Annotated in this window: 28 protein-coding genes; 16 read left to right on the top strand and 12 right to left on the bottom strand. The window is 42.4% G+C overall.

The genetic code is table 11. The annotated features are described in order from the left end of the window. The first annotated feature begins 121 nt into the window (after window positions 1–121). From KKOR_RS08865 to KKOR_RS08855, 3 genes are read left to right on the top strand one after another with little or no spacing between them, the layout of a single operon-like run. Complete coding sequence (locus KKOR_RS08865; protein WP_015780785.1) at window positions 122–1,087, top strand: PLP-dependent cysteine synthase family protein; 966 nt, start codon at window positions 122–124, stop codon at window positions 1,085–1,087. Further along, window positions 1,087–1,389: a hypothetical protein gene (locus KKOR_RS08860; RefSeq protein ID WP_015780784.1), complete on the top strand. Its 303-nt coding sequence runs from the start codon at window positions 1,087–1,089 to the stop codon at window positions 1,387–1,389. Before KKOR_RS08865 ends, KKOR_RS08860 begins: the two co-directional genes overlap by 1 nt. Before the next feature lie 34 nt (window positions 1,390–1,423). After that, complete coding sequence (locus KKOR_RS08855; protein ID WP_015780783.1) at window positions 1,424–2,599, top strand: trans-sulfuration enzyme family protein; 1,176 nt, start codon at window positions 1,424–1,426, stop codon at window positions 2,597–2,599. Window positions 2,600–2,667: 68 nt separating this feature from the next. Here the strand turns inward: KKOR_RS08855 and KKOR_RS08850 are convergent, their stop codons facing one another. From KKOR_RS08850 to KKOR_RS08840, 3 genes are all read right to left on the bottom strand, one after another. Continuing rightward, complete coding sequence (locus tag KKOR_RS08850) at window positions 2,668–3,093, bottom strand: helix-turn-helix domain-containing protein (protein ID WP_015780782.1); 426 nt, start codon at window positions 3,091–3,093, stop codon at window positions 2,668–2,670. A 116-nt stretch (window positions 3,094–3,209) separates the two neighbouring features. Next, on the bottom strand, window positions 3,210–4,121 hold the full coding sequence (locus tag KKOR_RS08845; RefSeq protein ID WP_015780781.1) for a spermidine synthase: 912 nt from the start codon (window positions 4,119–4,121) through the stop codon (window positions 3,210–3,212). A 7-nt stretch (window positions 4,122–4,128) separates the two neighbouring features. Beyond that, window positions 4,129–4,752 carry a fused MFS/spermidine synthase gene (locus tag KKOR_RS08840; protein ID WP_015780780.1) on the bottom strand — a complete coding sequence of 208 codons (624 nt, stop codon included), beginning with the start codon at window positions 4,750–4,752 and terminating at the stop codon, window positions 4,129–4,131. Window positions 4,753–4,962: 210 nt separating this feature from the next. Here KKOR_RS08840 and sodB point away from each other — a divergent pair, with 210 nt between their 5' ends. Next, window positions 4,963–5,544: a superoxide dismutase [Fe] gene (sodB, locus tag KKOR_RS08835; protein WP_015780779.1), complete on the top strand. Its 582-nt coding sequence runs from the start codon at window positions 4,963–4,965 to the stop codon at window positions 5,542–5,544. A 61-nt stretch (window positions 5,545–5,605) separates the two neighbouring features. On the opposite strand, the gene KKOR_RS08830 is transcribed toward sodB, so the two are convergent. Further along, the gene (locus tag KKOR_RS08830; protein ID WP_015780778.1) at window positions 5,606–6,052 is read right to left on the bottom strand and encodes a potassium channel family protein; all 447 of its coding nucleotides are present in this window, start codon (window positions 6,050–6,052) and stop codon (window positions 5,606–5,608) included. Window positions 6,053–6,166: 114 nt separating this feature from the next. Here KKOR_RS08830 and KKOR_RS08825 point away from each other — a divergent pair, with 114 nt between their 5' ends. Genes KKOR_RS08825 through KKOR_RS08810 form a run of 4 tightly spaced genes read left to right on the top strand, consistent with a single transcriptional unit; the run spans window position 6,167 to window position 10,278 of the window. Next, window positions 6,167–7,501 carry a DUF2157 domain-containing protein gene (locus KKOR_RS08825; protein ID WP_015780777.1) on the top strand — a complete coding sequence of 445 codons (1,335 nt, stop codon included), beginning with the start codon at window positions 6,167–6,169 and terminating at the stop codon, window positions 7,499–7,501. Continuing rightward, window positions 7,498–8,061, top strand: a complete 564-nt coding sequence (locus KKOR_RS08820) for a GDYXXLXY domain-containing protein (RefSeq protein ID WP_015780776.1) — start codon at window positions 7,498–7,500, stop codon at window positions 8,059–8,061. The genes KKOR_RS08825 and KKOR_RS08820 overlap by 4 nt, the downstream gene beginning before the upstream one ends. A 21-nt stretch (window positions 8,062–8,082) precedes the next feature. After that, window positions 8,083–8,754: a hypothetical protein gene (locus KKOR_RS08815; RefSeq protein ID WP_015780775.1), complete on the top strand. Its 672-nt coding sequence runs from the start codon at window positions 8,083–8,085 to the stop codon at window positions 8,752–8,754. 24 nt (window positions 8,755–8,778) lie between these two features. After that, complete coding sequence (locus tag KKOR_RS08810; protein WP_015780774.1) at window positions 8,779–10,278, top strand: putative bifunctional diguanylate cyclase/phosphodiesterase; 1,500 nt, start codon at window positions 8,779–8,781, stop codon at window positions 10,276–10,278. 86 nt (window positions 10,279–10,364) lie between these two features. Here KKOR_RS08810 and KKOR_RS13345 read toward each other — a convergent pair whose 3' ends face one another. After that, window positions 10,365–11,801 carry a serine hydrolase domain-containing protein gene (locus KKOR_RS13345; protein ID WP_015780773.1) on the bottom strand — a complete coding sequence of 479 codons (1,437 nt, stop codon included), beginning with the start codon at window positions 11,799–11,801 and terminating at the stop codon, window positions 10,365–10,367. A 74-nt stretch (window positions 11,802–11,875) separates the two neighbouring features. After that, window positions 11,876–12,208 carry a DUF6249 domain-containing protein gene (locus tag KKOR_RS08800; protein ID WP_015780772.1) on the bottom strand — a complete coding sequence of 111 codons (333 nt, stop codon included), beginning with the start codon at window positions 12,206–12,208 and terminating at the stop codon, window positions 11,876–11,878. A 122-nt stretch (window positions 12,209–12,330) separates the two neighbouring features. Between KKOR_RS08800 and KKOR_RS08795 the strand changes: the two genes are divergently transcribed. Both KKOR_RS08795 and KKOR_RS08790 read left to right on the top strand, forming a co-directional pair. Then, on the top strand, window positions 12,331–12,879 hold the full coding sequence (locus KKOR_RS08795; protein ID WP_015780771.1) for an RNA polymerase sigma factor: 549 nt from the start codon (window positions 12,331–12,333) through the stop codon (window positions 12,877–12,879). Beyond that, entirely contained in the window at window positions 12,876–13,319 is a 444-nt protein-coding gene (locus KKOR_RS08790) for a hypothetical protein (protein ID WP_015780770.1), read from the top strand. Before KKOR_RS08795 ends, KKOR_RS08790 begins: the two co-directional genes overlap by 4 nt. Before the next feature lie 33 nt (window positions 13,320–13,352). Here the strand turns inward: KKOR_RS08790 and KKOR_RS08785 are convergent, their stop codons facing one another. Continuing rightward, entirely contained in the window at window positions 13,353–14,000 is a 648-nt protein-coding gene (locus KKOR_RS08785) for a nuclease-related domain-containing protein (protein WP_015780769.1), read from the bottom strand. A gap of 422 nt (window positions 14,001–14,422) precedes the next feature. Here KKOR_RS08785 and KKOR_RS08780 point away from each other — a divergent pair, with 422 nt between their 5' ends. The 3 genes from KKOR_RS08780 to KKOR_RS08770 all read left to right on the top strand — a co-directional run bounded on the left by KKOR_RS08780 (window position 14,423) and on the right by KKOR_RS08770 (window position 17,299). After that, window positions 14,423–14,953: a hypothetical protein gene (locus tag KKOR_RS08780; protein ID WP_015780768.1), complete on the top strand. Its 531-nt coding sequence runs from the start codon at window positions 14,423–14,425 to the stop codon at window positions 14,951–14,953. A gap of 138 nt (window positions 14,954–15,091) precedes the next feature. Next, complete coding sequence (locus KKOR_RS08775) at window positions 15,092–16,873, top strand: Ig-like domain-containing protein (protein WP_015780767.1); 1,782 nt, start codon at window positions 15,092–15,094, stop codon at window positions 16,871–16,873. Window positions 16,874–16,963: 90 nt separating this feature from the next. After that, the gene (locus KKOR_RS08770; protein ID WP_015780766.1) at window positions 16,964–17,299 is read left to right on the top strand and encodes a hypothetical protein; all 336 of its coding nucleotides are present in this window, start codon (window positions 16,964–16,966) and stop codon (window positions 17,297–17,299) included. Between the two features lie 298 nt (window positions 17,300–17,597). Here KKOR_RS08770 and KKOR_RS08765 read toward each other — a convergent pair whose 3' ends face one another. From KKOR_RS08765 to KKOR_RS08755, 3 genes are all read right to left on the bottom strand, one after another. Then, the gene (locus tag KKOR_RS08765; RefSeq protein ID WP_015780765.1) at window positions 17,598–18,863 is read right to left on the bottom strand and encodes a ribonucleotide-diphosphate reductase subunit beta; all 1,266 of its coding nucleotides are present in this window, start codon (window positions 18,861–18,863) and stop codon (window positions 17,598–17,600) included. 147 nt (window positions 18,864–19,010) lie between these two features. Beyond that, on the bottom strand, window positions 19,011–21,884 hold the full coding sequence (locus KKOR_RS08760; protein ID WP_015780764.1) for a ribonucleoside-diphosphate reductase subunit alpha: 2,874 nt from the start codon (window positions 21,882–21,884) through the stop codon (window positions 19,011–19,013). Between the two features lie 305 nt (window positions 21,885–22,189). After that, window positions 22,190–23,260, bottom strand: a complete 1,071-nt coding sequence (locus KKOR_RS08755) for an ABC transporter ATP-binding protein (RefSeq protein ID WP_015780763.1) — start codon at window positions 23,258–23,260, stop codon at window positions 22,190–22,192. A gap of 218 nt (window positions 23,261–23,478) precedes the next feature. On the opposite strand from KKOR_RS08755, the gene grxD reads away from it, so the two are divergent. The 3 genes from grxD to KKOR_RS08740 all read left to right on the top strand — a co-directional run bounded on the left by grxD (window position 23,479) and on the right by KKOR_RS08740 (window position 25,274). Then, complete coding sequence (grxD, locus tag KKOR_RS08750; RefSeq protein WP_015780762.1) at window positions 23,479–23,808, top strand: Grx4 family monothiol glutaredoxin; 330 nt, start codon at window positions 23,479–23,481, stop codon at window positions 23,806–23,808. A gap of 73 nt (window positions 23,809–23,881) precedes the next feature. Next, window positions 23,882–24,592 carry an NYN domain-containing protein gene (locus tag KKOR_RS08745; protein WP_015780761.1) on the top strand — a complete coding sequence of 237 codons (711 nt, stop codon included), beginning with the start codon at window positions 23,882–23,884 and terminating at the stop codon, window positions 24,590–24,592. A gap of 1 nt (window position 24,593) precedes the next feature. Then, complete coding sequence (locus tag KKOR_RS08740; RefSeq protein ID WP_015780760.1) at window positions 24,594–25,274, top strand: glycerophosphodiester phosphodiesterase; 681 nt, start codon at window positions 24,594–24,596, stop codon at window positions 25,272–25,274. Window positions 25,275–25,333: 59 nt separating this feature from the next. On the opposite strand, the gene bfr is transcribed toward KKOR_RS08740, so the two are convergent. Together bfr and KKOR_RS08730 are read right to left on the bottom strand one after the other, a co-directional pair. Then, window positions 25,334–25,813 carry a bacterioferritin gene (bfr, locus tag KKOR_RS08735; RefSeq protein ID WP_015780759.1) on the bottom strand — a complete coding sequence of 160 codons (480 nt, stop codon included), beginning with the start codon at window positions 25,811–25,813 and terminating at the stop codon, window positions 25,334–25,336. Window positions 25,814–26,054: 241 nt separating this feature from the next. Beyond that, window positions 26,055–26,285 carry a bacterioferritin-associated ferredoxin gene (locus KKOR_RS08730; RefSeq protein WP_015780758.1) on the bottom strand — a complete coding sequence of 77 codons (231 nt, stop codon included), beginning with the start codon at window positions 26,283–26,285 and terminating at the stop codon, window positions 26,055–26,057. Window positions 26,286–26,478 lie beyond the last annotated feature (193 nt).

The following is a 26,478-nucleotide window of genomic DNA, read 5'->3' as shown; positions in this document are numbered from 1 at the left end:
GATGTCACTGCTGAGGCAACTGGTTGGATCTGATCAAATGGGTTTATTCGATTGAGCAATATGGTAAAGTAGCGGCCATTCGACAAATAACCGGTTGTTATAACCTAAACGCGAAGGTTTTATGAAGGTATACAGCAATATTCTTGAGATGATTGGCCATACGCCAATGGTGGAATTCCAAAACCTGGACACAGGCAAATGCCGTCTATTCGGTAAAATGGAATCGCAAAACCCTGGAGCTTCGATTAAGGATCGCATTGCGGTCAGCATGATCGAAGCAGCTGAAAAAGCGGGGCACATTAAGCCCGGCGATACGCTGATTGAAGCGACTGCTGGTAATACAGGCTTAGGCCTAGCTTTAGTGGCGTCACAGAAAGGCTATACCTTGAAAATCGTCATGCCGGATAAGATGAGCATGGAGAAAGAATACAACTTGCGTGCTTTTGGTGCGGAAGTGATTCGTACCCGTTCTGATGTGGGTAAAGGACATCCTGAGTATTATCAAGATGTAGCGAAGCGTCTGTCGGAAGAAAACGGCTGGTTCTTCATCAATCAATTCTCAAATGATGCCAATATCCAGGCGCACTATGAAACTACGGCACCTGAAATCTGGGAACAGCTCGATGGTAAAGTTGACGCCGTAGTATTAGGCGTTGGTTCTGGCGGCACCATTACTGGTATTGGCCGTTACATGAAGGAAAAGAATCCGGATATCGAAATGGTATTGGCCGATCCAGAAGGTTCGATTCTGGTTGATTACCTGAAAACTGGTGAAATTAAAGAAGCCGGCAGCTGGGTGATTGAGGGTATTGGCGAAGATTTTATCCCTGACATTTGTGATATGAGTCTGTTTGATAAGGCTTATACCGTCACTGATAAAGATGCGCTGATGGCGGCGCGTGATTTGATGCGTAAAGAAGCGGTTATGGGTGGTTCTTCAACCGGTACTTTGTTAGCAGCAGCTTTGCGCTATTGTCAGGAGCAAACTGAGCCAAAGAATGTCGTCACGCTAGTCTGTGATACCGGTAATCGTTATCTGTCGAAAATGTATAACGATGAATGGATGAAAGAAAAAGGATTTCTGTAATGAGCAACTTAGAACAAAAGCCAACACAGCAACCCGAAGGTTTTAAACTCTCTGCCGTTGCCTTGTTGCTGGATATCATCGGCATGGCGCTAGTGGTGTTTGCCGGCTATGAAATCTATATGAACAATGAGAAGGGTGGTGGTCTGTTGCTTAATGCTATCAGCTGGCCCTATTATCCTTGGATCATTATGGTGGCCGGAGTCTTACTAATGATCCCATTCCACAAACAAATTTTTAAAGCCTATCGCATTGTTAAGCAATACAAGAAAGAGCAGGCTAAAGCAGACCGCCCTCGCTTTTAGAGGTCATTATTAAGGTTTAAAGGTAAAGAATTCTATGTCTGATAAAAAATTGAAATTTGCTAGCCGCGTTATTCACGCAGGTCAATCACCTGAGCCGATTACTGGCGCGGTAATGCCTCCTATTTTCACCACTTCAACCTATGCTCAGCCAAGTCCTGGCGAGCATACAGGTTATGAGTATTCGCGTAGTCAGAACCCAACGCGTATGGCTTATGAGCGCTGTGTGGCGGATTTAGAAGATGGAAAACAGGGTTATGCCTTTGCTTCTGGCATGGCAGCTACCAGCACCATTCTTGAGTTACTGGATGCTGGTTCGCACGTTATTGCGATGGATGATTTGTATGGTGGTACTTTCCGTTTGTTTGACAAAGTGCGTAAGCGTACGGCCAATCTTGATTTTAGCTTTGTCGATCTGTCCGATCTAAGCAACCTGGAAAAGGCACTCAAACCTAACACCAAAATGATCTGGGTTGAGAGTCCAACCAACCCCATGCTGAAAGTTGTAGACATGCAGGCGATTGCTGACTTTGCTAAGAAGCATAACTTGATTGCTATAGCTGATAACACTTTCGCTACACCATACAATCAACAACCATTGAATTATGGTTTTGATATCGTGATGCACTCAGCGACTAAATACTTAAATGGCCATTCTGATATGGTTGGCGGTATGGCCGTGGTTGGGGACAACGATGAACTTCGTGAGCAAATGGCATTTTTGCATAACTCAGTGGGAGCGATTCAGGGACCATTCGATAGTTACCTGGCTTTGCGCGGCGTCAAAACGTTAGCACTGCGTATGAAGCAGCATAACGCTAGTGGCCAAATCATTGCTGAGCATTTAGCCAAGCACCCGCAAATTGATGCAGTCTACTTCCCGGGCCTTGCTTCGCATCCGCAACATGAGTTGGCGAAAAAGCAGATGAAAGGCTTCGGTGGTATGATCTCGGTTTTGGTTAAAGGCGATACTGAAGAACAGGCGGCCAAGAATTCATGCACTTTTATGGAGAAGCTGAAACTATTCACATTGGCTGAAAGTTTAGGTGGTGTTGAAAGTCTGTCTAACCATCCTGCGATCATGACCCATGCATCTGTGCCTTATGAGATCCGTCAGGAAATTGGCATTTTGGAAAACCTGGTGCGTTTGTCAGTGGGCATTGAAGATGTTGAAGATCTGATTGCTGATATTGATCAGGCATTGAAGTTCTAACTCAATGAAGAATGAGTATAAAAAAGGCGCTATAAGCGCCTTTTTTATATTCCAGAGAACTGTAACAGTTACCAGACTTTATCTCTATCGCCTTTACGCACCGTCCAGGCTGCTATGTAAGCAGAAAAGAACAATGGTGATGCACCAACTAAAAAGCCTTTTGAGAAAAAGCCAGCTATCCAGAATCCTACACCAAGGCTCACACAAAGTATTTCTATGAAAATTAAGCTCTTACGGCTCTGAATTCCCACCATATTTAATCTAAACCACCATGGCTGTGCTTTCCACTCTTCTGTTTTCTTGTCGATCACGATAATCTCCTTTTGTAATGTTTCGATATTGGTTTCGAAAACAGCAGCGAGAGACTTTAGTGATTCCAAACTGGCGCGATTGCCACTTTCAATCCGCTGAATAGTACGGATGCTTAAACCACTCAATGTGGCTAATTGTTCTTGTGACCATTGCTTTTGTTCGCGTAGTTTTTTGATAACCATTAATATCTCCGTTTGCTGTGTTTTCGATTAGAGATTATCCAGAAAACGCCTACTGACGGTGACGACAAACGCCCGCCAGTGAGGTGACAACTAAAATTATGAGTGAAAGCCGCTTATTATTTAAGCAAATTGGCTGGTGAATACTGATCGGTTAAGACTCTGGCCTCTGTATCCCAATTCACTTCATCATTGATTGCATCGAACAGAGCGAGTGTATCAACGCCATAAATTTGCAATACACCTTTCATCTGATTGGCTTTTTTCAATAACTCACGTTTCCCAGGCAATGGTTTTTTACTAACCACGATAACTCTGTTGGTTTTCTTGTCCTTGAAGTTGATTTGATACATGGGGCCAAAAACTTCAGCGTATGTGGCTGACTCGTGATGGAACAGGTCGCTAGTGCTGAATGTGTTCGCCATAATGATGCCATCATCCTTGGCTAAAGATTTCACTTCTTCGAGGTATTCCTTGGTCATCATGTGTTCAGGAATATAGTCGCTGTTAAAAGCATCCAGCAGAATCAAGTCATAGCGTTTATCGTCTTTCAGAGCACGTTTTACAAAGACTCGACCGTCGCGAATATGCGTTTCGAAGTTGGGCTTTGAGTCGTCATAAGAAAAATATTTCTTAGCCATTTTGGCGACAACGGGGTCAATTTCCACTGAGGTGATATGAGCTTCAGGATAAAGTTCGCCGAAGGTATTCGCTAACACACCGCCACCAAGGCCAATGATCAAAATTTCTTTGGGGTCTTGAACGAAGAAGGTTACACCCATTGCCTGTTTGTAATAGTCAAAAACAAATATTTCCGGAGCATCCAGAAATACGCAGGATTGGCTGAGGTCATTCTTATTTTTCTTACGGAACCGCATGCAGTGCATGCCGTACTCTTCAACCATGTATACATTCTGATAAAGCGAGCGTTCTTGCTCAATGATTTCAGCTTTGGCTTGTTCGGGCGTTGCGACAAAAAACACAGAGGCTGCCAGCGCTGCCATAATCGTTTTTATGAGGAATGATTTCATAAGCATCCTATTCGGCCTTTTCGTTTGGATTGACGGTTGCGGATAGCGGCGGTTGCGGAAAGAAGAAGGCAATCAAGCCGATGGTAAATAAAATTAACGCAGAACCGTACAAAATATGATCAATCTTAAACCATAATACTAGATAAAAAGAGGTCGCTAAAGTGCCGCCTGCACTTCCCAGGGTCGATACGAAGTAAAGAAAGCCCGCGGTCTGGCCGCTGCTGTGAGTGGTTCTGACCAGTAATCGAACAGAGTAGGGCGCAATCATACCCAAAATGATGGTCGGGATGAGAAACAGAATGGTTGAAGCGAGTAAGGAGCCATATCGTGGATCATCGGTAACGTCGAACACCCACTCGGAAACTGCCACGTGTCCCATAGTTAAGGGGACAACTGTAAGTGCAGCCAACATAAAGATGATGCCATATTTACGTGTGTTAGGATTTTTTAGCGACAGTTTACCGCCAAATAGGTAGCCTATGGAAAGAGCCAACATAAAGACGGTAATAATACTTCCCCAGACATAGACGCTACCGCCAAAATAAGGCGATAGAATTTTACCGCCAAGCAGTTCAATAGTCATGATCAGGAAACCACACATAAATGCGCAAGCAAGTATGAATATTTGCATAATTTTCTTTTATTATTGATGAAATGAACAATGATAATAAGGGAATGGCTAGGAATGTCAAAGCCAATTAAAGGGCAACAGATTCGACAAATTTGGTCTTATGATAGCTTGGCTCTATTGGGTCGCAGATTTGAACGTGTTAGAATATATGCCCTTTACAGTGAGCGTAACAACTTATTTTGTAACCCATTTTCAACCCAGGAGAGAAACATGGCAATTGAACTTCCTGCATTACCCTATGACCGTGATGCGTTGGCGCCACACATTTCAGAAGAAACGATCAATTATCACTATGGCAAGCATCATCAAGCCTATGTGACTAACTTGAACAAGATGATTGACGGCACTGATTTTGCAGGCAAATCATTGGAAGATATTATCCGTACGTCTGAAGGTGGTGTTTTCAATAATGCTGCACAGGTATGGAACCACACATTCTACTGGAACAGCTTAAGCCCAAATGGTGGTGGTGAACCGTCAGGTGCATTAGCGGACGCGATTAACTCAGCATTCGGGTCTTTCGCAGACTTTAAAGAGAAATTTACAGCTAGTGCTGCCGGTAATTTTGGTTCTGGTTGGACTTGGCTAGTGAAAAACTCCAGCGGAAATTTAGAAATTGTGAACACCAGTAATGCCGGTACGCCAATCACTGATGCAGGCGTAACTCCGTTATTGACCGTAGATGTTTGGGAACATGCTTACTATGTTGATTATCGTAACGCTCGCCCGGAATATTTGAAGCATTTCTGGGAATTGGTTAATTGGGACTTTGCAGCGAAAAACTTCGCATAATCTCAGTAACTTGAAGCATAAAAAAACCGGCGTTTGCCGGTTTTTTTATGCTAAATAGTTTTTAGTTCGAGTGTGGTTTTATCCAATGTTTCTGCATCTCAATGTAAAGCAGGGATGCAGTCCACGCTATAAAAACCAGCCCTATAACCGCTTCAATACCTGCCATAAATCGAATCGGTCCCTCTGGAACGATATCACCAAAACCTAAACTGCTGTATGAAGCAAAGGAAAAGTAGATGCAGCTAAAAAAGTCGGTAATGAGCTGCCCATCAACATGAACTAATTGGTCGGGGCTTTCGTGGTAATTACCGATTAGATAGTAGGTTATTCCAAATATCCAAATTTCTATGAAGTGCGCAATCAAGGCTAGTAGTACCCCCAGCATTACCTTGTAGCGGCCGGCTGTTTTGATGCGTTCGAGAAATATTGAAATGCTATATAGGGCCTGATAGTGGACTCCTACAGTTAGCATGATCAATAGAACCGTTACAACAAGGATAAATATCATGGTTAAAGCCTATGTTTGTCAGCAACTTACAATACTTTATCAGAAATAATAGGCAATAGGCATCCGTTAATCTCAATGCTATAGTGTTGGATAAAATATGAACGGAAGGACCTCATGGAACCTAAACAGTGTAGTAAAAACCAAAAAAGCTGGCTGGAGCGTGAGTCAGGAGATTGGGTTGAGCAGGGGATCATTGGGCAGCAGCAACAAGCCCTAATATTGAGTCGATATTCTACCAGCCATGTTGACAGTTTTTATTCCAGTTGGAGTAGTTTGTTGCTTATCTCGCTGGGAGCCATTCTGATTGGCGGTGGGATTATCCTGTTAGTTGCCCATAACTGGGAAGACTTTGGTAAGGGAACGCGCACAGTTCTTTCTATTCTGCCTTTAGTTCTGGCACAAGCCCTTGCCTGGTATTCGGTACGTTATAAACCTCAGTTAGCAGGCCTGCGTGAAGCAGCTGGTATTTTATTGTTTTTTGCGGTTGCGGCCAGCATCGCGCTGATTAGCCAGACTTATCACATCTATGGAGATCTGGAGCGGTTTTTAGTGACCTGGTTGGTCATCGGGATTCCAATCCTTTATTTAATTGGTTCAGCTGGGGTCTTGATTCTGGTCTGTGCACTAATATTATGGTTGTGTGGTCTGGAGCGCGAACCTTATTGGCTCTATTATCTGTTGCTTGCTCCTTATTTATATAGCCTTTATAAACAGCAGCGGTATGTACTATTCCAGTGGGCGTTGTGGTTTGTGGTCATTGGAATTGCTTTCTCGATGATTTATAGCGTCGGCTGGAAGTCACCCATAGACGACTGGATGATATACATCCTGCTTGCCCTATCCGTTTTATATTACTCATTAGGTAAATGGCTCTTTGGTTTTAAAGGGCAAGGCTTTTGGGCCAATCCTTTTTCGTCCGCAGGCGCTATGGGTATTGCCAGTATTAGTTTAATGCTGACCTGGGAAAATTTTTATAGGTACAGTGGGTTAGACTCAGATTCCAGGTTTGTATTTAATGATTATTTGATTCTGTTCGTTTTTGCTATATCGATATTGGCAACGATTGGTTTTGTCGTCCTCAAGTTTAAGCTCCTAGGGCTCAATCAGTGGGCATTAATCACCAGCATGTTGCTGGCGGTATTAGGAGTTATAGGCATTCAAATCAAATTGCCTGAACTGGTCTATATCACTCTTGCTAATGTGTATGTCTTGATTGCTTCAGTGGTCATAATGTCGCAAGGCATTAATCAGCACAGACTCATGCTGCTTAATGCCGGTCTGCTTTGGTTCTCCTTCCTAGTGTTATTCCGATTCTTTGATAGTGACATCCCTTTTGTCCTTAAAGGCATTGTCTTTATTTTTATTGGTAGCGCTTTTCTTGGCGTTAACATTTGGTATAACAAAAATCTTAAAAAGCAACAGCCTGACCAGCAGGAGGAAACAGCATGAAACCGAAATTGATACTTCTCATTGTGTTATTCGCTGTTCAGCTTGCAATTCCAGGCTATATGATTTTTGAGCAAAACCAGATTCTGACAGAAGGAACAGCTCATAAATTTAAAACGCGGCCCATCGATCCCTATGATCCCTTTCGCGGACGTTACGTCATCTTGAGTTATGCCGCTGATCAAGAAGTGATCCCTGTGATGGAAGGAGCCAAGGTTGAAAGTGAAGACTGGGTGTACGCTTTAGTTGGAGTGGATGATGAAGGCTACGCAGTACTGGAAGGTTTAACTGATGTTAAGCCAGAAGGCGAGCAGGACTATCTCTACCTTGAAACCTATTATAGAAGTTATGATGGAGGTTATCGGGTCAGTTTACCTTTTGATCGCTATTTTGCCTCTGAGGAAAATGCTCCAAAAATTGAGTCAGCGGTGTGGCGACGTCAGAGAGACGAAGTTGAAAATGTATATGCTAAGGTGCGTGTGTATAAAGGAAAGGGCACGATAGAAGAGCTAATGATTAATGACATGCCCATTAAAGAATTCATTGAAAACCAGCAAGAATAACCTTAATTTTTTTAGGCTACTATGCAAGAGCAGATTATTCACAAGCGGATCACTATTGTTCTACAACTCATTCTTATTGCAGAGTTGATATTGGCGCTATGGTCAAAGCAATGGTTCACTGCTGTTATTACGACAGGAATTATCACCATTACGCTTGCGCCATTGTTTCTGGGTAAATTTTTTGATGTTTATATCCCGCCAATATTTTCATTGATGGCGATTGCTTTTATTTTTGCTTCGTTATTTCTTGGAGAAATCAGGGACTATTACACACGTTTCTGGTGGTGGGATATGGCACTGCATACCACCTCTGGATTTTTACTAGGAATTATCGGCTTCCTGATGGTGCATGTGCTCAATGAGACCGAAGAAATAGGCATGCACATGAAGCCAGGCTTTGTAGCATTCTTCGCTTTTCTTTTTGCTGTTGGGTTCGGGTTGATCTGGGAGATCTTTGAGTTTGCTATGGACAGTTTCTTCGGCATGAACATGCAAAAACCTATGCTCGGTGATCCATCAGGTTTGACTGATACCATGTGGGATCTGATCGTAGATTCGATAGGTGCTTTGACGATTGCCATCTTAGGTTATATTTACATTAAAAAAAGCCGTAAACGATCATTTCTAGAACGTTGGGTGTCATCCTTTATTCATAGTAATCCAAGATTATTCAAGCACAGAAGTAAACATTGAAAAGTTAAAAGGATAAATATAGGCATGCAAAAAAAGAAGTTTGTTACCGCATTTAGAGGGACTTTGATTTATGCCGTTATAGGTGGGCTCTGGATTCTATTTTCGGATAAAGCCGTTGAAGCACTTTTCGATGACTCAACAATGATAAATCTGATGCAAACATACAAAGGATGGTTTTATGTTCTAGTCACAGCTGTACTTTTATTTATTTTGTTGAGGCGAGCTGTTGAGGATACAGAGAAATTACTGACTCTAGACCCCGTTACTCAACTGCCAAGACATTATCAGTTTACTCGGTTGCTCGACAAGCAGTTATCTAACCTTCCAGGAAATAAGGTTCTCATTCTAATTTATCTTGATATCAATCGTTTTTCGCAATTGAACCAGGAGTTTGGTCATCAGGCCGGAGACAGAGTGCTACAAAAAATTACCTCGCAGCTTTGGGAGTATTTTCACGACAATAGCCTAATGGGGCGATTAGGTTCAGATCAGTTTGGCTTGGCAGTCACAATCGACAATGATCGGGACATCATAGATAACCTTCCTGAGCTAGTATTCAGGCAGCTCCATAAAGCGAGCGAAACACTTCAGATACCCTTTAAACTTTCAATGGGCGTAGCAATTGCACCGACTGATGGAAGTCAAAGTAAGTCACTCCTCTCGGCTGCCAGTGTTGCTTTACATAACGCTAAAATTCATGGAGAGGAACAGTACTCATTTTTCAGTCGAGAACTCTCTGAAATTGCACAGCTTCGACAAAACTTAATTAATGAGCTAAAGAAATCAGAATTATTTCAGCACTTTCATATCGTTTACCAGCCTCAGCTTTCTATTTCAACCCGTAAAGTTGTTGGAGTTGAAGTACTGTTACGCTGGATTCATCCAGAGTTAGACTTCATACCACCTGACCAATTCATCCCTGTTGCTGAAGATATTGGCTTGATGCCAGATATTACGCGATGGGTAATCACAAATGCAAAGAAAGAATTATCCGACTCAGAGTTGATTCCAAGCTGGGTTGACAGAGTTTCGATTAATATATCTGCCAAAGAGTTAAATATTGAAGAGCAGGTAAAAAACTTGCATGACATTTTTCAGGAGTATCATAGCTTCGCAAAAATTTGTCAGTTAGAAATTACTGAAACTACAGCGATATATGATATTTCAACTAGTCAGAAATTTATTAAAAGTCTAAAGAAACTAGGTCTACGGTTCTCCATTGATGATTTTGGAACCGGCTTCACGTCACTTTCAAATCTTAAAAATCTACCAGTAGATGAGTTGAAAGTTGATCGATCCTTTATTGATAAGATCGAAACAGAGCATAATTCACAGATTATAGTTAAGTCCATCGTCGACTTAGCTAAAAACTTCGGGATCAATTCTGTTGCTGAAGGGGTTGAAAATGAAAACCAGCTTAACTTTCTTAAACAATGTGGCTGCAAGGAGGCACAGGGCTATTATTTTGCAAAGCCGATGGGAGTTGATGACTTAGAAAAATACTTAAAGGGCAAGCTTGGATAACAATATTTATAAATGGTAAAGCAGCACCGATGATAGGGGCGCTGCTTTGATTTGTGAAGTGCAATACTGCACTTAATGTATCCACCTCACTTTACTTTACTAGCTTCAGTCGTTTGCTTTAATAACGCAACCCATCCATCTACTGTTACGACCTCATTGAGATCATGTTTTAGTAATACCGTATCATCCAAGGACTGGCTTAAGGCACTCATAATGTTGATAAAGGTCTGGCCGTCATACTTCCCATCTACCATTCCTAAGACATAATTATCAATCTGATTTTCAGCTTTCTTTTTTAAAGTTGATGAATTTTTGTCTTGTAGTCCCGACTGTGTAAACACTGCCTCGTTAGCTGCATATAAGGCTTTTGATACGAATGAAGGAGACTTAGCAATAAACTGTATCATTCTTGGTTGGACTTCTTTCGGTACTGAGGTCAAATACACCCAGGCATCCTTATCAGTCTGAGCTAAATAGTCATTCTGAACTGATAGTGTTGATTCAATCAAAGGTCGATAGAGCAGTTCACCATTAGAGCTGTTGGTAAGAATCACTAAACCTTCGCCGGTTTCAGGTGCGACCGTTGCAAAAGCTCGCACGCCAGGCTCGCGACCGTCATGCATTAGATAGGTTGTCTCAGGTAACTTAATCAATCGCCAGCCAAGGCCATAATACTCTACTGGATTGTCATGTTGGGATTGCAATGTTTGAACGTCTGACAATAGCTCATCAGATAGCCCAGCTCCTTGCCCAACCCAGGCGATGAACTTTGAATAATCATTGATGGTTGTCAGGGTGCAGCAGGCAGCTGAATAGCTATCTTTATAAAAAGGTTTATGTTCGATTTCTTGAGCTGCTTCATCATAACGTGTCGCTATACTGGCATCCTTGTCAGGTTGCCAGCCAAAATAAGTGTTGTTCATTGCCAGTGGCTTAGTGATGTAGTCTGTCATAAGCTTTGGCATTGTCATATCTGTGTTCACTTCAACGGCTTTGCGTAAATAATCAAAGCCTTCGCCAGAGTATTCGTGACGCTCGCCTGGACTGAACATGAAGGCAAGAGGCTTGTCTCTACGCCAATTAGGAAAGCCCGTTTGATGGCTAAGCACCAACCTTGCTGTGAGTTCATTATGTCTTGGGTCGCTCTTAACATCGGGATCAACCCAATATTGTGACAGAGATTCATCTAAAGTGAGCTTGCCTTCCTCTACTAATTGCAGGGTCAGCATGCTAAATACTGGTTTGGTTAGTGAGGCCACGTTAAATAGTGTTGTTTCTTTGACCGGGTTTTCCTCACTGGCCTCGCCATACAGCGATACCCATTGAGTTTTGCCGTCTTTGATGTAAGCAACGGCGACGCCTGGTATCTTAGCTGTTTCTGCGTAGTGCTTGACGATTTTTTGCACCTGTGGCGGAGCAGTAAAGTCTTGTGTCGACGCTTGTGTTTTAGCTGGATTGCTACTGGCCGAGCAGGCTGTCGTGCATATCATACAGGCGAGCGCGAGCGTATGTTTTATAAACATAGTAAGTTCCTTAATGTGATGGAAGTTAAAGGTTAGAAGTTGTGTTTAACCGAGTTAAACGTTAGCGGTTATGGTTACCGCTTAATTCTCAAGAATTGATGGCAAAACAAAAGGGCTAGTCCCGCAGCAATAAAGATAATGCCATAAGACAGAGGTTCATCTGCGCCAAGTTCGAATAGACCAATGATGACCATAGCTGCACCAGCCATGACAACGGTTATTCCCCAGCAAAATAGCGAGCGGCGGCCTTGTTCGGCCTGGCTGTCGAGTAATGAATCAACAACCTCTTTTTCGGTTTGTGTTTCTGCAAGGCGTTTTCGTAAACTGGTATCATTAATAATTCGCACAATAATGACGATACATATAGCTAGTATGACCGGGATAAGTATGGCAATAATGTCGAACATAAACGCCTCGCAAAAAGGATTTCAATGAATGTCTATAATAATAGATACCATCTATTCGAGTTCGGTTGCACTTTTTTTTAATAAATTGCAACCGATAGTCTATTTGCTGCATCTATTTAGGTATGAATGACTTAACTCTTGTCAAAAGAGTTTTGAATAATGAACCGGGAAGTTTTGATGAATTGGTTAAGCAATATCAAAAGTTAGTCTGGCACATTGTTTCAAAACTGGTCCAAAATTCTGAAGATACCCTTGAGTTAAGTCAGGAGGTGTTTTTGCAGGTCTATAATAAGTTGGGTCAATATAAAGGGGGGAGTCAGCTATCCACCTGGATTGGCCGAATTGCTTATCATTTTGCAGTACGCTTTTTACAAAAGCAGGACAGGCAGCTTGATGAAGTTGATATTGAAACTGAGGCTGTAGAAAATGAAACTGGAAACTCACAGCATAAAGAACTTCAAAACAGACAGCTAAAGCAGCAGATGCACACTGCAATGAAACAACTGCCGGTTATCCAGCAAACGATAATCAGCCTATATCACCTGGAAGAGCTAACCTTGTCCGAAATTTCCGAAATAACAGAGTTACCCCAGGGCACCATCAAAAGTCATCTGTTTCGAGCCAGGAGCCGCTTAAAACAAATACTGAAAGCTAAGAGAGAATATTTATGAGTAACGACATCGATAAAGAATTGTGGCGTATTCAAGAACAGGCCATGGATAAGACTGCTTCAGGTGAATCCGTTGATGAAGCACAGCAGAGTGATGAAAACGAGATAAGGGAATATCAGCAGCTTTATGAGTTATTGAAGCAGCAGCCTGAAATACAACCACCGCCCTTGCTTGCAGACAGAGTAACTAAACACATTAGCCAGCGTCATAGCAGGCAGCGAGCCAGTAAGCTATTAACCTATCTACTATGCTCATTAATGGCCCTTGCTAGCGTCATCGGATTTTTCCTATTACTGCCTAAATCTGCGTTGCTAACTCAGTTGAGTCAATCGATACCCTTGCCGATCTTGTTAGCAGTCGTGTTTGCTGTGTGCGTGGTGGTTTTAATTCAGAAGGGTCTGATAAAGACCAATAATAAAAATGGACCTTATAATCATTAGTGTAACTTAGCTGTCCCTTGGCCGGTGGAAAGGTTAGTGCTTGTCCTTGGATAAGTTTTGAATGTGTGCCTGATTGGTTCTAAAACCCTGTTGTAAGCGGTTGTCTTCTACTTTACATCTAATATCAATCACCTGCTGTGCATCTAATAGGTTTTCTTCAAACCGGCTAATATAGTTTTTTAGCTGATAATCCTTGATGATATTGGCAGGTAACTGAGTCTTAAATTTTGAATCATCAGCAAAGACTATTACAGAGTGAAAATAGTGAATCGGTAGCTGTAGCAATTTTTGAAGGGTTTTGATGTGCTTATAGTTTTGCAATAAAGGATTCTGAAACTTGTTTTTGGCTTTATAAATAACTTGAGTCCAGAAGCGACTCTTTTCTGAGCCAAAGATCCAACCGGAATAGTTTTTTGTTTCTATAACAAAAATACCTTGCCTCGAAATGATGATGTGATCAATTTGTGTGGTTCCATTGGTGGTCGGTAAAGTAACATCATGGAAGATAGTATACTGGTTTGGGTCTAACCTAGATGAAACCGACTTGACGCGCCTTTCTCCAACCTTGCCTTTGATGTAGGGTGATTGCAGGAAGCCTAGAAACATTATTATCGGGAATAGCCACCAAAAGTGGATCAAGATTTGCCATGCCGAATTAAATAAAACACTTAGTAAATCCATTTGATTTTATCCTATTGGAACCAATAAAAAAGCCTGACAATTTCTTGTCAGGCTCTTGGAAGAGGAGTTAGACGTCTCTTAGCTCCTCTGTTCCCCCAACTGTTAAACTGGGCGATTCGTAAACCGACACATAAGATTAGATTGCCTTTATTTGCATTTAACAAGTTATGAACCTTTGCGACATATAAAGTGAGATTAAGCAACATATAACAAGAGATTTTAAACTGGCAAATTTCTTGTTAACTTGTTGATTTAAAAATGTAATATCTAAGGTATCAATATGTCTAATATATGCCTACAATTTATTAATACGAGTGATAAGATATTGGTTAAATAAATTAAGTCAGCTCAATGTAAAGCTCAGTGGTTGATAACACTGATTGAGTCTTGAAGGATGGTTGACAGTAACTAAGGATGAGTATTTGAATTGGAACTTTCTAATACAGGCTTTGATCGCACTTCTCGTTGGTGCCGGAGTGTTCTATATTGCTGCTCCACATAGCTGGGGAGTCGGTGTATTTATACAAGAACCTATCTATGCCGCTATATCTCTTGGCATTAGTCTTGTCATACTAATCCCCACAGGGCTCTTACTTTTTCGAAAGAAACAAAAATATTTCTTCTCCATGTTCTTCTTTAGCTTTATCGGCATCGCCTTAGTTGTATATTTGTATCGTGCACCTGACAGATACTCTTATCCTTCAGATTCACTTGAAGAGGATGTGAGAGCATTATTGTATGAAGCTGGGATGCCACTGAGTTTGGGATTCGATATAAGAAATAGGAGAAAGGTCGCGTTTGATGTTTTTGCTGAGAACCGCTGGGAGGTGGAAGTTTATGGGCGTGGCTATAATAACCATATCATTTTCTATTATGTTGAGCGGTTCGGCGAGGGTAAGTTAACTAGCTCTTATGAAGTAAATTGGTCAAAACTCACTCGGAAACCTCAGTAGTTGTATTCTTTTAAAGAATATAGTTCTAAGTTTAATAGCCCTTTTTAAAGGTGATGCTGCAATTTCAAATGTCTTCGGTGCGTAAGTTATAATTGCTTGCCGGGTATTGAATGGACTCTTTAGTAGGAGAATAAAGCAATGAAGCAGTTGGTAATGATGATTTTTATACTTCTTGTATATCCAGGCTCTTATGCAGCGGTAATTCTACCCCTTCAAATCAATAAGACTGCTGAGGTAACTAATGGAGAGTTTTCTGAAGATTTCTTAGTAACAACAGGAAGGGATATACATATTATTTTACCGAACAATGACGATATTCCGAGTAGTGATATTGAGGTAACCCTTCCTGATGGAACAATTGTTAACAGCTTAAATTCTGAATCACATGGCTTCACTTTTACCTCACATACAGTTGACCATGAATTGAAAGCTCTTGTGGCTCCCTTCGATGCTTGGATTATAGACAGTTCAAATGCTCCCCTTGGGACATATACTGTAAGAGGCTCATCCGCTGCATCACGTGTTCCGATATCACTTCGTATTTTAGATTCCAATATTCATTTCAAGCTTTTTGTTGGCGAGCCTGGCAAAGGAGTATATTCAGGGAAATCTATTCCCATAAGCTTATATTTAAATGAAAGTAATACCCATCTTACGACTGCAACCGTTCTTGTTGATATTTATAAGGACACTGATTTAGTGGAGAGCTTCAGTATAAAGGATGATGGTAATGATACCGATATGACTGGTGGAGATGGTCATTATGACCTTATTACTAATTTTGAATCTGCTGGTGTGTATAGGGTTATGGTTGAAATATCTGGAACGAACTCAAATGGAATGTTGTATGAAGGAAAGTTTACAGAAACCGTCAGCGTAAAAGATGAAAAACTGTTTGTTGACTTGAACTTTATAGAGACAGTTACTGATGAAGACAATGATGGGTATAAAGACGAGTTAATTATTTCTTTTCCATATACAGGCTTCTTTTCAGAATCGGACTACTTTTATTTCTATGGCAAGTTAAATATTGGGGATGATTACCTTGAGTCACATGAGAAAATATTAGCTTCAAGCGGGGAGCTATTACTGAAGTTTCAGGGTGAGAAGATTAGAGAGCTAGACTACTCTGGAACTTTTAACCTGGAGTTTGTAAGGGTTGATTTAAATGGCAGGTATTTAAAATCATTTCATGAACTCAAAGCTACCCAATACTACTCGAAAGACGCGTGGGAACGTGATGACTTGATATATATTGGCAATTTTACAGAAGAGCCGATAGACAAAGATAACAATAATATTTATGAGGGGTTGAATTTTAAATTTGAAGTTGACACTGTGCCCGTTGGTGATTTTGGATACTCGATTGGGTTTTATACTGAAGAAGGTATAGATATGGGATTATTTGGTAATCAGCCAGTCGCCTTTACTTTAGGAAACAACACCGTTGAAACCTATCTACCTGCAAGTAAATTCTCTAGTCTTGGTGTAGATTCAAAAATTGAGGCTAAACATCTTTTAATGTATGGTTTGAATGATCTGGGAGGGTTTTTACGCATAAAAAGTCTAGGTTTTTCTAAGCAGTATAGCTGCTGGGATTTCGCTGGCTGTGAAAATGGGCCCAATACTCCGCCACAAGCTATAAATGATTCGGTATCTTCTAACGGAACAGCCGTTGAAATTAATGTAACCAGTAATGACATTGACGTTGACGGTGATCTAATAAAGGTAAATTCAGTTACTCAGCCACAAAATGGTACTGCTAAAGTTGTAGGCAATTTCGTACGGTACACGCCAAATGAAGGATTTGCCGGCGAAGATACTTTTGCGTACGAAATAATGGATATCTATACTTCTAATAACGTATGGAAGCGAGGCAGTGACTCCGGGACAGTAACAGTAACGGTAACATCACACTAGGCTACAGTCACCAATAATGACACACTGTTTTATTAGCTTAAGGGGCAAGATTCAATTTACTGGTAAGTCTTTAGACGCTTAGGATTATTTATGGGCAAGCTTTATCACTATCAATGCAACAGTTGTAAGAATCAATTTGAGTTTACCAAAGGCCCAATGATGGCCGGTCATGTTGTTCATTGCCAGGACTGTGGAAAGGAGCAAGTGTTAGCCCCTGATGATTTACCTATAGAGTTATGGGGTTATCATAGTTTCGACTTTGAGTGGGAGCCTGAGCTGAGTGATAATGAAGGAAAGCTGATTACGGCAAAAATCAGGCCTTGCACATGCGGTGGTTGTTTCTCACTCAAGGCATCGCCACGATGCCTTGAGTGTCATTCGTTGGATATTACCAAGGATGATAGCCTAGAGATTCTTATTGATTAGAGTGACATGGTTACGGAGATTAGGCACCATTTTCAACTATTCACTTAACTTGCTGAAAGGTCGTTTCCTGATATATAAAAGTATAAACCTCTAAATTTTTGTTTCATGCAGTTCGCCATCGCCAATTTGCTGACAAATACTATTCTTGATATTGCCAATGTTTTGTTTCAAGTTCTCATTATATAAATGCCATTAAAAAAGCCTGACAATTTCTTGCCAGGCTCTTGGAAGAGGAGTTAGACGTCTCTTAGCTCCTCTGTTCCCCCAACTGTTAAACTGGGCGATTTCTCAGGAGGTATTAATCCCAAGATAGGGCGCCACCGGTTTGATATTCAATCACGCGTGTTTCGAAGAAGTTTTTCTCTTTCTTCAAGTCCATGATTTCGCTCATCCATGGGAATGGATTAGAGACATTTTTGAATTGTTCTGGTAGACCCAATTGAGCAAGACGACGGTTACAGATGAACTGTAGGTATTCTTCCATCATGCCGGCGTTCATGCCTAATACACCGCGTGGCATTGTGTCACGTGCGTATTCAATTTCGAGCTGAGTACCTTCAAGAATCATTTGCAGGACTTCTTGTTTGAACTCTGCTGTCCACAAGTGTGGGTTTTCCAGTTTAATCTGGTTGATGATGTCAACACCGAAGTTTAAGTGCATGGATTCATCGCGCAGGATGTACTGGAACTGTTCTGCAACACCAGTCATTTTATTGCGACGACCCATAGACAGAATCTGAGTGAAGCCGCAGTAGAAGAAAATGCCTTCGGTCACACAGTAGAAGCCGATAAGGTTGCGTAGCAATTCCTGGTCTGCTTCGTCTGTTCCCGTTTTAAAGGTCGGGTTAGAGATACCTTGCGTATGCTTGATACTCCAGGCGGCTTTTTTAGCGATGCTGGGTACTTCGCGGTACATGTTGAAGACTTCTGCTTCATCCATGCCCAAAGACTCGACGCAGTACTGGTAGGCGTGGGTGTGAATCGCTTCTTCAAATGCTTGACGCAAAATGTACTGACGGCACTCAGGATTGGTAATTAAGCGATAAATCGCCAGTACCAAATTGTTGGCAACCAATGAGTCAGCAGTTGAGAAATAACCCAAAGAACGCATAACAATTTTACGCTCATCGTCAGTTAAGCCATTGGGATCTTTCCAGGTGGCAACGTCTTTGGTCATATTGATTTCTTGTGGCATCCAGTGGTTAGAGCAACCATCCAGATATTTTTGCCATGCCCAGTCGTACTTGAAAGGTACTAACTGGTTAAGGTCAGCGCGGCAGTTGATCATTTTCTTATCATCAACTTCAATACGAGCTGCGCCCATTTCTAATTCTTCCAAACCAGGCGCTACGTCAAGTTCTTCTAAAGCGGCTTGTGCTTTAGCAAGATTGTCTAAAGCTTCTGGCTCGACGTATTCTTCTTGTGTCGCTTTTGGTTCAGCCGCTGCCTGTTGCGCAGGCGCAGCTTGCTCTTGCTGCTCTTCGACTACGGGAGCAGGAGCTGGTTGTGCTTTCTTCGGCGCTTCGGCCTTTTCCTCTTTGTTGTAATCATCCCAGTTGAACATGTTTACCTCTCTTAAATTTGGTTGTGCTTTTCACGTCTTTGCATAGCCATTTTATTTTCGTGAAAAAAGGGGCGAACTTTCGTTGCGACCCCATTCCATTGTCGTCACTTCTCTTTTTAGTTATTCATTTAAGCGAAAAGCTTGCCGTTATTGGCAAGCCTCGCAGTCTGGCTCATCAATTGCGCAGGCTTTTGGTGCTGCCGAGCCAACGGCTGCTGGACCAGAGGATACGGCGTTAAGCTTGCCATCACTGATGGTTGATTTCTCAGTACTGGTTGCGCCTAGTGAGCGCAAGTAGTAAGTGGTTTTCAAGCCACGGAACCAGGCCATGCGATAGACCATATCCAGTTTCTTACCGGACGGTTCGCTCATGTATAGGTTGAGCGATTGCGCCTGGTCAATCCATTTCTGGCGGCGGCTTGCTGCTTCTACTAACCATTTCGGTTCTACTTCAAAGGCGGTTGCAAACAGTTCTTTAATTTCGCTTGGGATGCGGTCAATGTGCTGTAAGCTACCTTCGTAGTATTTCAGGTCATTAACCATCACAGAGTCCCACAACTTACGAGCTTTAAGCTCTTTGACCATGTATGGGTTAACCACTGTGAACTCGCCTGACAGGTTCGATTTCACGTACAGGTTCTGGTAAGTCGGCTCAATCGATTGAGAAACACCAGAGATGTTAGAGATAGTTGCGGTTGGTGCAATGGCCATCACGTTAGAGTTACGCATACCAATTGTTTTGACACGCTCACGTAATGTATCCCAATCCATCGTTGAACTGGTATCGACTTCGATGAACTCAGCACCACGCTCTTCGATTAGCTTCTCAATTGAGTCAATCGGCAGAATACCTTGCGACCATAGAGAACCGGCGAAGCTTTCGTAAGAACCGCGCTCTTCAGCAAGGTCAGTTGATGCTTGAATGGCGTAGTATGAAATCGCTTCCATCGCATTGTCTGCAAAATCAACCGCTGCTTCTGAGGTGTAAGGAATGTTTTGTAAGTACAGTGCGTCCTGGAAGCCCATCAGGCCTAGTCCCACTGGACGATGGCGCATGTTTGATTTACGTGCGGTATCTACTGGGTAGAAGTTGATATCAATCACGTTGTCCAACATACGAACCGCAGTAGAAACGGTTTTTTCCAACTGCTCAGTGTCCAATTTGCCGTCTTTCATATGCTTTGGCAGGTTGACTGAACCCAGGTTACAGACCGCAATTTCTTCACCAGCTTTGGTGTTCAAAGTGATCTCGGTACACAGGTTAGAGCTGTGGACGACACCAACGTGCTGTTGTGGCGAACGCAGGTTACAAGGATCTTTGAAAGTAATCCAAGGATGGCCTGTTTCGAACAGCATCGATAACATTTTGCGCCATAGAACATTCGCAGGAATGGTCTTAGCGGTTTTGATTTTGCCGTATTTGGCCATTTCTTCGTAGTATTCATAACGCTCTTCGAACTCTTTACCATACAGATCGTGCAAATCAGGTACTTCGTTCGGGCTGAATAATGTCCAGTCGCCATCGGAGCTGACACGCTTCAAGAACAAGTCAGGCACCCAGTTGGCAGAGTTCATATCGTGAGTACGACGACGGTCATCACCGGTGTTTTTACGTAGCTCAAGGAACTCTTCAATATCAATGTGCCAGGTTTCAAGGTAAGCACAGACTGCGCCTTTACGTTTGCCGCCCTGATTGACTGCGACTGCAGTGTCATTCGCTACTTTCAGGAAGGGAACAACACCTTGAGATTTACCGTTAGTGCCTTTGATGTAAGCACCAAGGCCACGTACTGGCGTCCAGTCGTTACCTAAACCACCGGCAAACTTAGACAATAGGGCGTTATCTTTAATCGCGCCATAGATGCCGTCGAGGTCATCAGGAACATTGGTCAGGTAGCAGCTTGAAAGCTGAGGACGCAAAGTGCCTGAGTTGAATAGAGTAGGGGTTGAGCTCATGTAGTGGAATGTGGATAACACATCATAGAACTCAATCGCACGCGCTTCACGATCATCTTCGTTGACCGCCAAGCCCATCGCCACACGCATCCAGAACACCTGAGGAAGTTCGATACGCACTTCGTCTTTATGGATGAAGTAGCGGTCGAATAGCGTTTGAATGCCCAGGTAAGTAAATAGCATGTCGCGTTCAGGCTTGATTGCATTGGCGATTTTGTCGAGATCAAAACTTAGCAGTTCTGGGCTTAACAATTCATTCTCAACACCAACGCTCAAGTAAGCCTTGAAGGCTTCTGGGTAGATCGCGTTCATTTCACTTTGTGTGGCACGTTTTGCAACACCGAGTTCTCTTAGAGCTTCAGAGCGAATGCTATCCAACAGTAAACGAGCAGTTACGTAAGTGTAATTTGGTTCTTTCTCGATCATGGTGCGAGCAGTCATGACCAATGCCTGGTAGGCGTCTTTAATGGCAACACCATCGTACAAGTTACGCATGGTATCTTTAAGGATTTGGTCTGGCTCAACGTCAGACAGATCTTTACAGGCTTCAACCACAACTGTATGTAAACGTTCAACATCTAATGGGCGTTTACTACCGTCTTCAACGGTTACCATGACCTGATTGTCGCCAACCAGAGCATCAAGCTTGGCTGTGTCGCGAGCGGCGCGTTCGCGCGAACGTTCTTCACGGTATAGCACGTAAGAACGGGCAACTTTCTGTTCGCCATTGCGCATCAAGGCCAGTTCAACCTGATCCTGGACGTCTTCAATATGGATGATACCGCCACCAGGCATTCTGCGTTTGAACGCATCAGTGATTTGCTTGGTTAATTGACGTACCGTTTCGTGCACACGGCTGGAAGCTGCTGCTGCTCCACCTTCGACGGCTAGAAACGCTTTGGTCATGGCGACTTCGATCTTGCTGTCGTCATAAGGCGTCACTTTTCCATTACGGCGAATAACACGAATCTCACCAGGTTTGGTAGCTTCGATTTCCGGACGGGATGGCGTATTAGTTGGTGTTTTGGCAGCTGATTGTTCAGGTTTGCTGACTTCGGTTTCCATTATTCCTCCACAGACCTCTTTGCATTATTGCCGATTGGCTGTTTTTTGTTCATTTTTTGACTGAGATTACAGAGAATCAATAAGTTAGACGAACTTCTTGATTCACTATATATAGTTAGTTGCTGTCGCAATGGATACAAGATAGTGCGTTTTTTGCCGCTTGGCAAGAGTATATCTTGGGGAATTTTCTGTGGATAATTTGTTAGTAAATGGTGGGTAAGTCGGGAGGCCTTGCGGGGCTTGGGCTTGCGCTAGGTCAAGCGCTTCAAGTCATATTTGCATTTTTTTTGAATTGGTTAAAAATTTTACAAAGAAATGTGATCTGGATACACGATCAAGTGCTTCACATCTAGGTCAAACCCTATATCTTGTGATAGGGGATAGTCATGGTGGCTAGGAAAAATAGCCTTTAACTGCTCTTTATTCGCCAATTCCAGTTCATATTCGATGATCGCGCCTTTAAAGACTTTGTGAGTGACCTTTCCGCGCAGTGGGGAGTTCATATTGGGTTTAACGTCATCGGGGCGCATCAGCACCAGAACGCTGTCATTGGGCGTGAATTTTTGGCCATTGGCAATGGTGAAATTACCGAGCACGGTATTGACGTGCTGATGATCGGAAATTTGGCCTGCGATAAAATGACCTTCGCCGATAAAGGAAGCGATTTGCGCATCCACGGGCTTGTGGTAGAGGTTATAGGGTGTATCCCACTGTAATAATTCGCCTTGGTGCATAACCCCAATGTAATCGGCCATGGCAAACGCTTCTTGTTGATCGTGAGTGACTAGCAAGCTAGCAATATTCTGCTCTTTTAATAGGCCTTTGAGTTCCCGTGCCAATGAGCGGCGAAGGTGTGTATCCAGGCTAGAAAAAGGTTCGTCTAACAAAATCAATTGAGGACGCGGGGCGATACTGCGAGCGAGGGCAACGCGTTGTTGTTGACCACCGGACAACTGATGGGGATAACGCTTTTCCATCGTCTCAAGCCCCACCAGCTCCAAGCATTCCTGAACTCGCTCACGGCGTTCTTTTCGGTTCAGATGGCGCAAACCGAATGCCACGTTATCGAAGATATCTAAATGAGGGAAAAGAGCATGATCCTGAAATACCAGACCTAAATGACGATTTTCTGGGGGCAGGGTGAAGTCGGGCTTTGAACAGAACTGGCCATGAATACTGATAAAGCCTTCATAAATCGGCTCGAGTCCGGCAACAGCACGTAATAGAGTTGTTTTTCCGCAACCACTGGGACCTAAAAGACAGGCACTATCACCTGCTTTGAGTTTAAAACTGATATGGTTAACAATGACTTGTTCGCCGTGGCGACACTGAACATTGTCCAGTTGCAGGATAGGGTGCTCGCTAAATTCGCTCATAGATGGTGAATTATCTGCCGTTTTAATAGTGCTAATAAAGAGTGCTAATTGAAACTAATTCTCATTTAGTAACGCATTGTAGCGACAAGAATTCCGATTGCATAGATGCAGATCAAGATTTCTTGCGATTAACGGTGCTCATCGCCCTTGAAAAGCGTTATAATCGCCGCCATCTGATACAGGGTCGGGCGCCCCACTAACGAAATTCGAGGTTTTACATGAGCGACACTATTGAGCAAATCAAACAACAAATTGCAGACAACAAAGTTTTAATTTATATGAAAGGTTCACCAAAACTGCCAATGTGTGGTTTCTCAGCTCAAGCGGTACAAGCCTTGATGCAGTGTGGCCATGAATTTGCCTATGTTGATATTTTGCAAAATCCAGACATTCGCGCTGAGCTTCCAAAATACGCTAATTGGCCAACTTTCCCACAGTTGTGGGTTGATGGTGAGCTTTTGGGCGGTTGTGACATCATCCTTGAGATGTTCCAACAAGGCGAGTTACAAGAAGCTCTTAATGAGTCTTATGGTACCCAGCCTGAGTAAAACATCGTTTTACCCAAACAGCTAATATGATTAAATGCCGCTATATGCGGCATTTTTTTATGGAAGGAAAAATATGGAACACAATAAGCACATAGCACTATTTGTCGATGCTGATAATGCTTCGAGCAAATATTTCGATTTGATTCTGTCAGATCTTGCTAACCATGGCATGGTTATTATTCGCAAAGCCTATGGCAACTGGAAAAATGCTAACCTGAAAGGCTGGGAAGATATTCTGTTAGAGTTTGCCATTCAGCCGATTCAGCAATTTGATTTAACCAAAGGAAAGAACGCAACCGATCTGGCTATGGCGATTGATGTGATGGATGTACTGTATGGAAAGGATGTTGATATCTTTTGCCTGGTCACTTCCGATTGCGATTTTACTCCTTTAGCCACTCGTCTTATCAACGAAGGTAAACTGGTTTTTGGCTATGGCGAAACCAAAACACCGGATGCCTTCCGAAATGCCTGTACCCGCTTTTTAGAGTTGGGTGCTAAGCTTGATAATACAGAAGTTTCGAAATTCTCTCCGAGTAAGCTCAAGCAAGATACGAAACTTATCGAGCTGATCAGGAACGCAATTGAAATGACTTCGGATGATGATGGCTGGGCCTCATTAGGACCTATCGGATCCTTCATAGCGAATAAATCTTCCATTGATATCCGCAATTATGGCTATAAGAAGTTAAGCGACCTGATTAAAGTTATCGATCTGTTTGAGAGTAAATCTTTTGGCACCAACTTGAAAGTTAGGGATAAGAAGCAAAAGAGCGCTAAATAGCATGAAAGTCATCGGTCATCGCGGTGCCATGGGGCTGGCTCCGGAAAATACTCTATTATCTTTTCGCAAAGCGTTAGAGCTTGGAGTCGATGGTGTTGAGTTTGATGTGCAAAATATTGATGGGAACTTGCTGGTTTTTCATGATGACACTCTGGAAAGAACTACCAATGGATCAGGCTTACTGCTCGATCACTCAATAGACTATTTGCGTAGTCTAGATGCAGGGCAGGGCGAGAAGATTCCCTTTTTGCATGATGTGATTGAGCTGATTGATATCGATACGTTTATCAATATTGAACTCAAAGGATTGCGAACTGCTAGTCTGGTTATGGAACTGGTTAAGTTATTGGATAAAGACCGTTATAAAAAAGAAAACTTCATTATCTCATCGTATTTGTACTCTGAGTTATTTTTGGTACGCCAACTTGATCCAGATATACAAATTGGTGTTATCGCTGATGAGTTACCCGATGTCGCATTGAGCTTTGCGCGCGATGTTAACGCTTATAGTTTTCATCCAAGTTTAAGTCTGGTTAGCAAGGAACTTGTGGAGCAGGTACATGAGGAAGGCATGTTGCTTTATGTCCATACTGTGAATGACCCTGATAATATTGCTAAAGTGAAAGCGATGGGTGTTGATGGTATCTTTACTGATTATCCTGATAGAGTTAGACAAGGTTAAAAGCAATCCACAAAAAAGGGCAACAGATGTTGCCCTTGAATGCTGTTAAGTTAGACGTCTTAGTTTCCGCCTTCCTTCATTTTCTCAGCCAGATAATTTTGAATCCCGATTTTATCAATCAAACTTAACTGAGTTTCCAACCAATCTACGTGTTCTTCTTCACTTTCAAGAATATGGTTAAGAAGATCGCGGCTAACATAATCACGAACTTCTTCGCAGTATTTAATGCCGTCACGTAAATCTGGAATTGCGTCAAGTTCAAGCGCCAAATCGCTTTCTAGCATTTCTTTGGTATCTTCACCAATACGTAAACGGCCCAAGTCTTGCAGGTTTGGTAAACCTTCTAAAAACAGAATACGCTCAATGAGCATATCGGCATGCTTCATTTCATCAATTGATTCTTCGTACTCATGATCGGCCAACTCTTTTAAGCCCCAGTCTTTGTACATGCGTGCATGTAAAAAGTATTGGTTAATAGCAACTAACTCGTTGCCCAATGCCTTGTTAAGAATTTCTATAACTTTTGCGTCGCCTTTCATTGTTTTAATCCGATAGTTAAGAATGTATTCAACGATTGTACGACTTTGACCTGGATCAAGCAAGTTGGAAGATACGTAACTTATTGAATTTAAATGTAAATTAGAATGATTGCTAAATGGTATCTGTTCTTATTTGAGAGTGGTTGTTGATAGTGGGGAGTTTGTTTTCGGTGTGCTATTTAAGGGAAGCAGGCACAAAAAAGCCGCTCTAAAAAGCGGCTTTGTATCAATCTAAACGAGCCTACAAGGCTTTACCAAGAGTCGCATCTACATAATTAGGCGTAGTCTGTGGGTCAAACTGAGTGACTTGGCTATGATGCTCACGCAAAATCTGCTTTGCAGTAACTGCACATTTACCACACTGAGTAGCAACGCCGAGCTCTTTATTCAGGCAACGCATACTAGCGGCACCGTTAAAAGCGGCGTCTTTAATTTGCTTATCTGTGATAGCTTTACAAAGGCAAACGTACATAATAGTTGGGTAAAAAGTGTTCGATAGTTAGGATTATATCTAAATGCGAATGATTGTCAACTGCTCTTGCATTGCCATTTAGAATTTATTTGATCCTGATCAACAAGAAGCAATAGGGCTATTGTTTGGCTTATAGGCAAAAAAAAGGCCACACAAAGTGGCCAGGGGAAGTGTCACAAATAACTTCCATGTT

This window comes from Kangiella koreensis DSM 16069 (assembly GCF_000024085.1).
GTDB classification, from domain to species: domain Bacteria; phylum Pseudomonadota; class Gammaproteobacteria; order Enterobacterales; family Kangiellaceae; genus Kangiella; species Kangiella koreensis.
The sequence above is the reverse complement of the archived record's forward strand: the minus strand, read 5'-3'. Positions and strand labels throughout refer to the sequence as shown.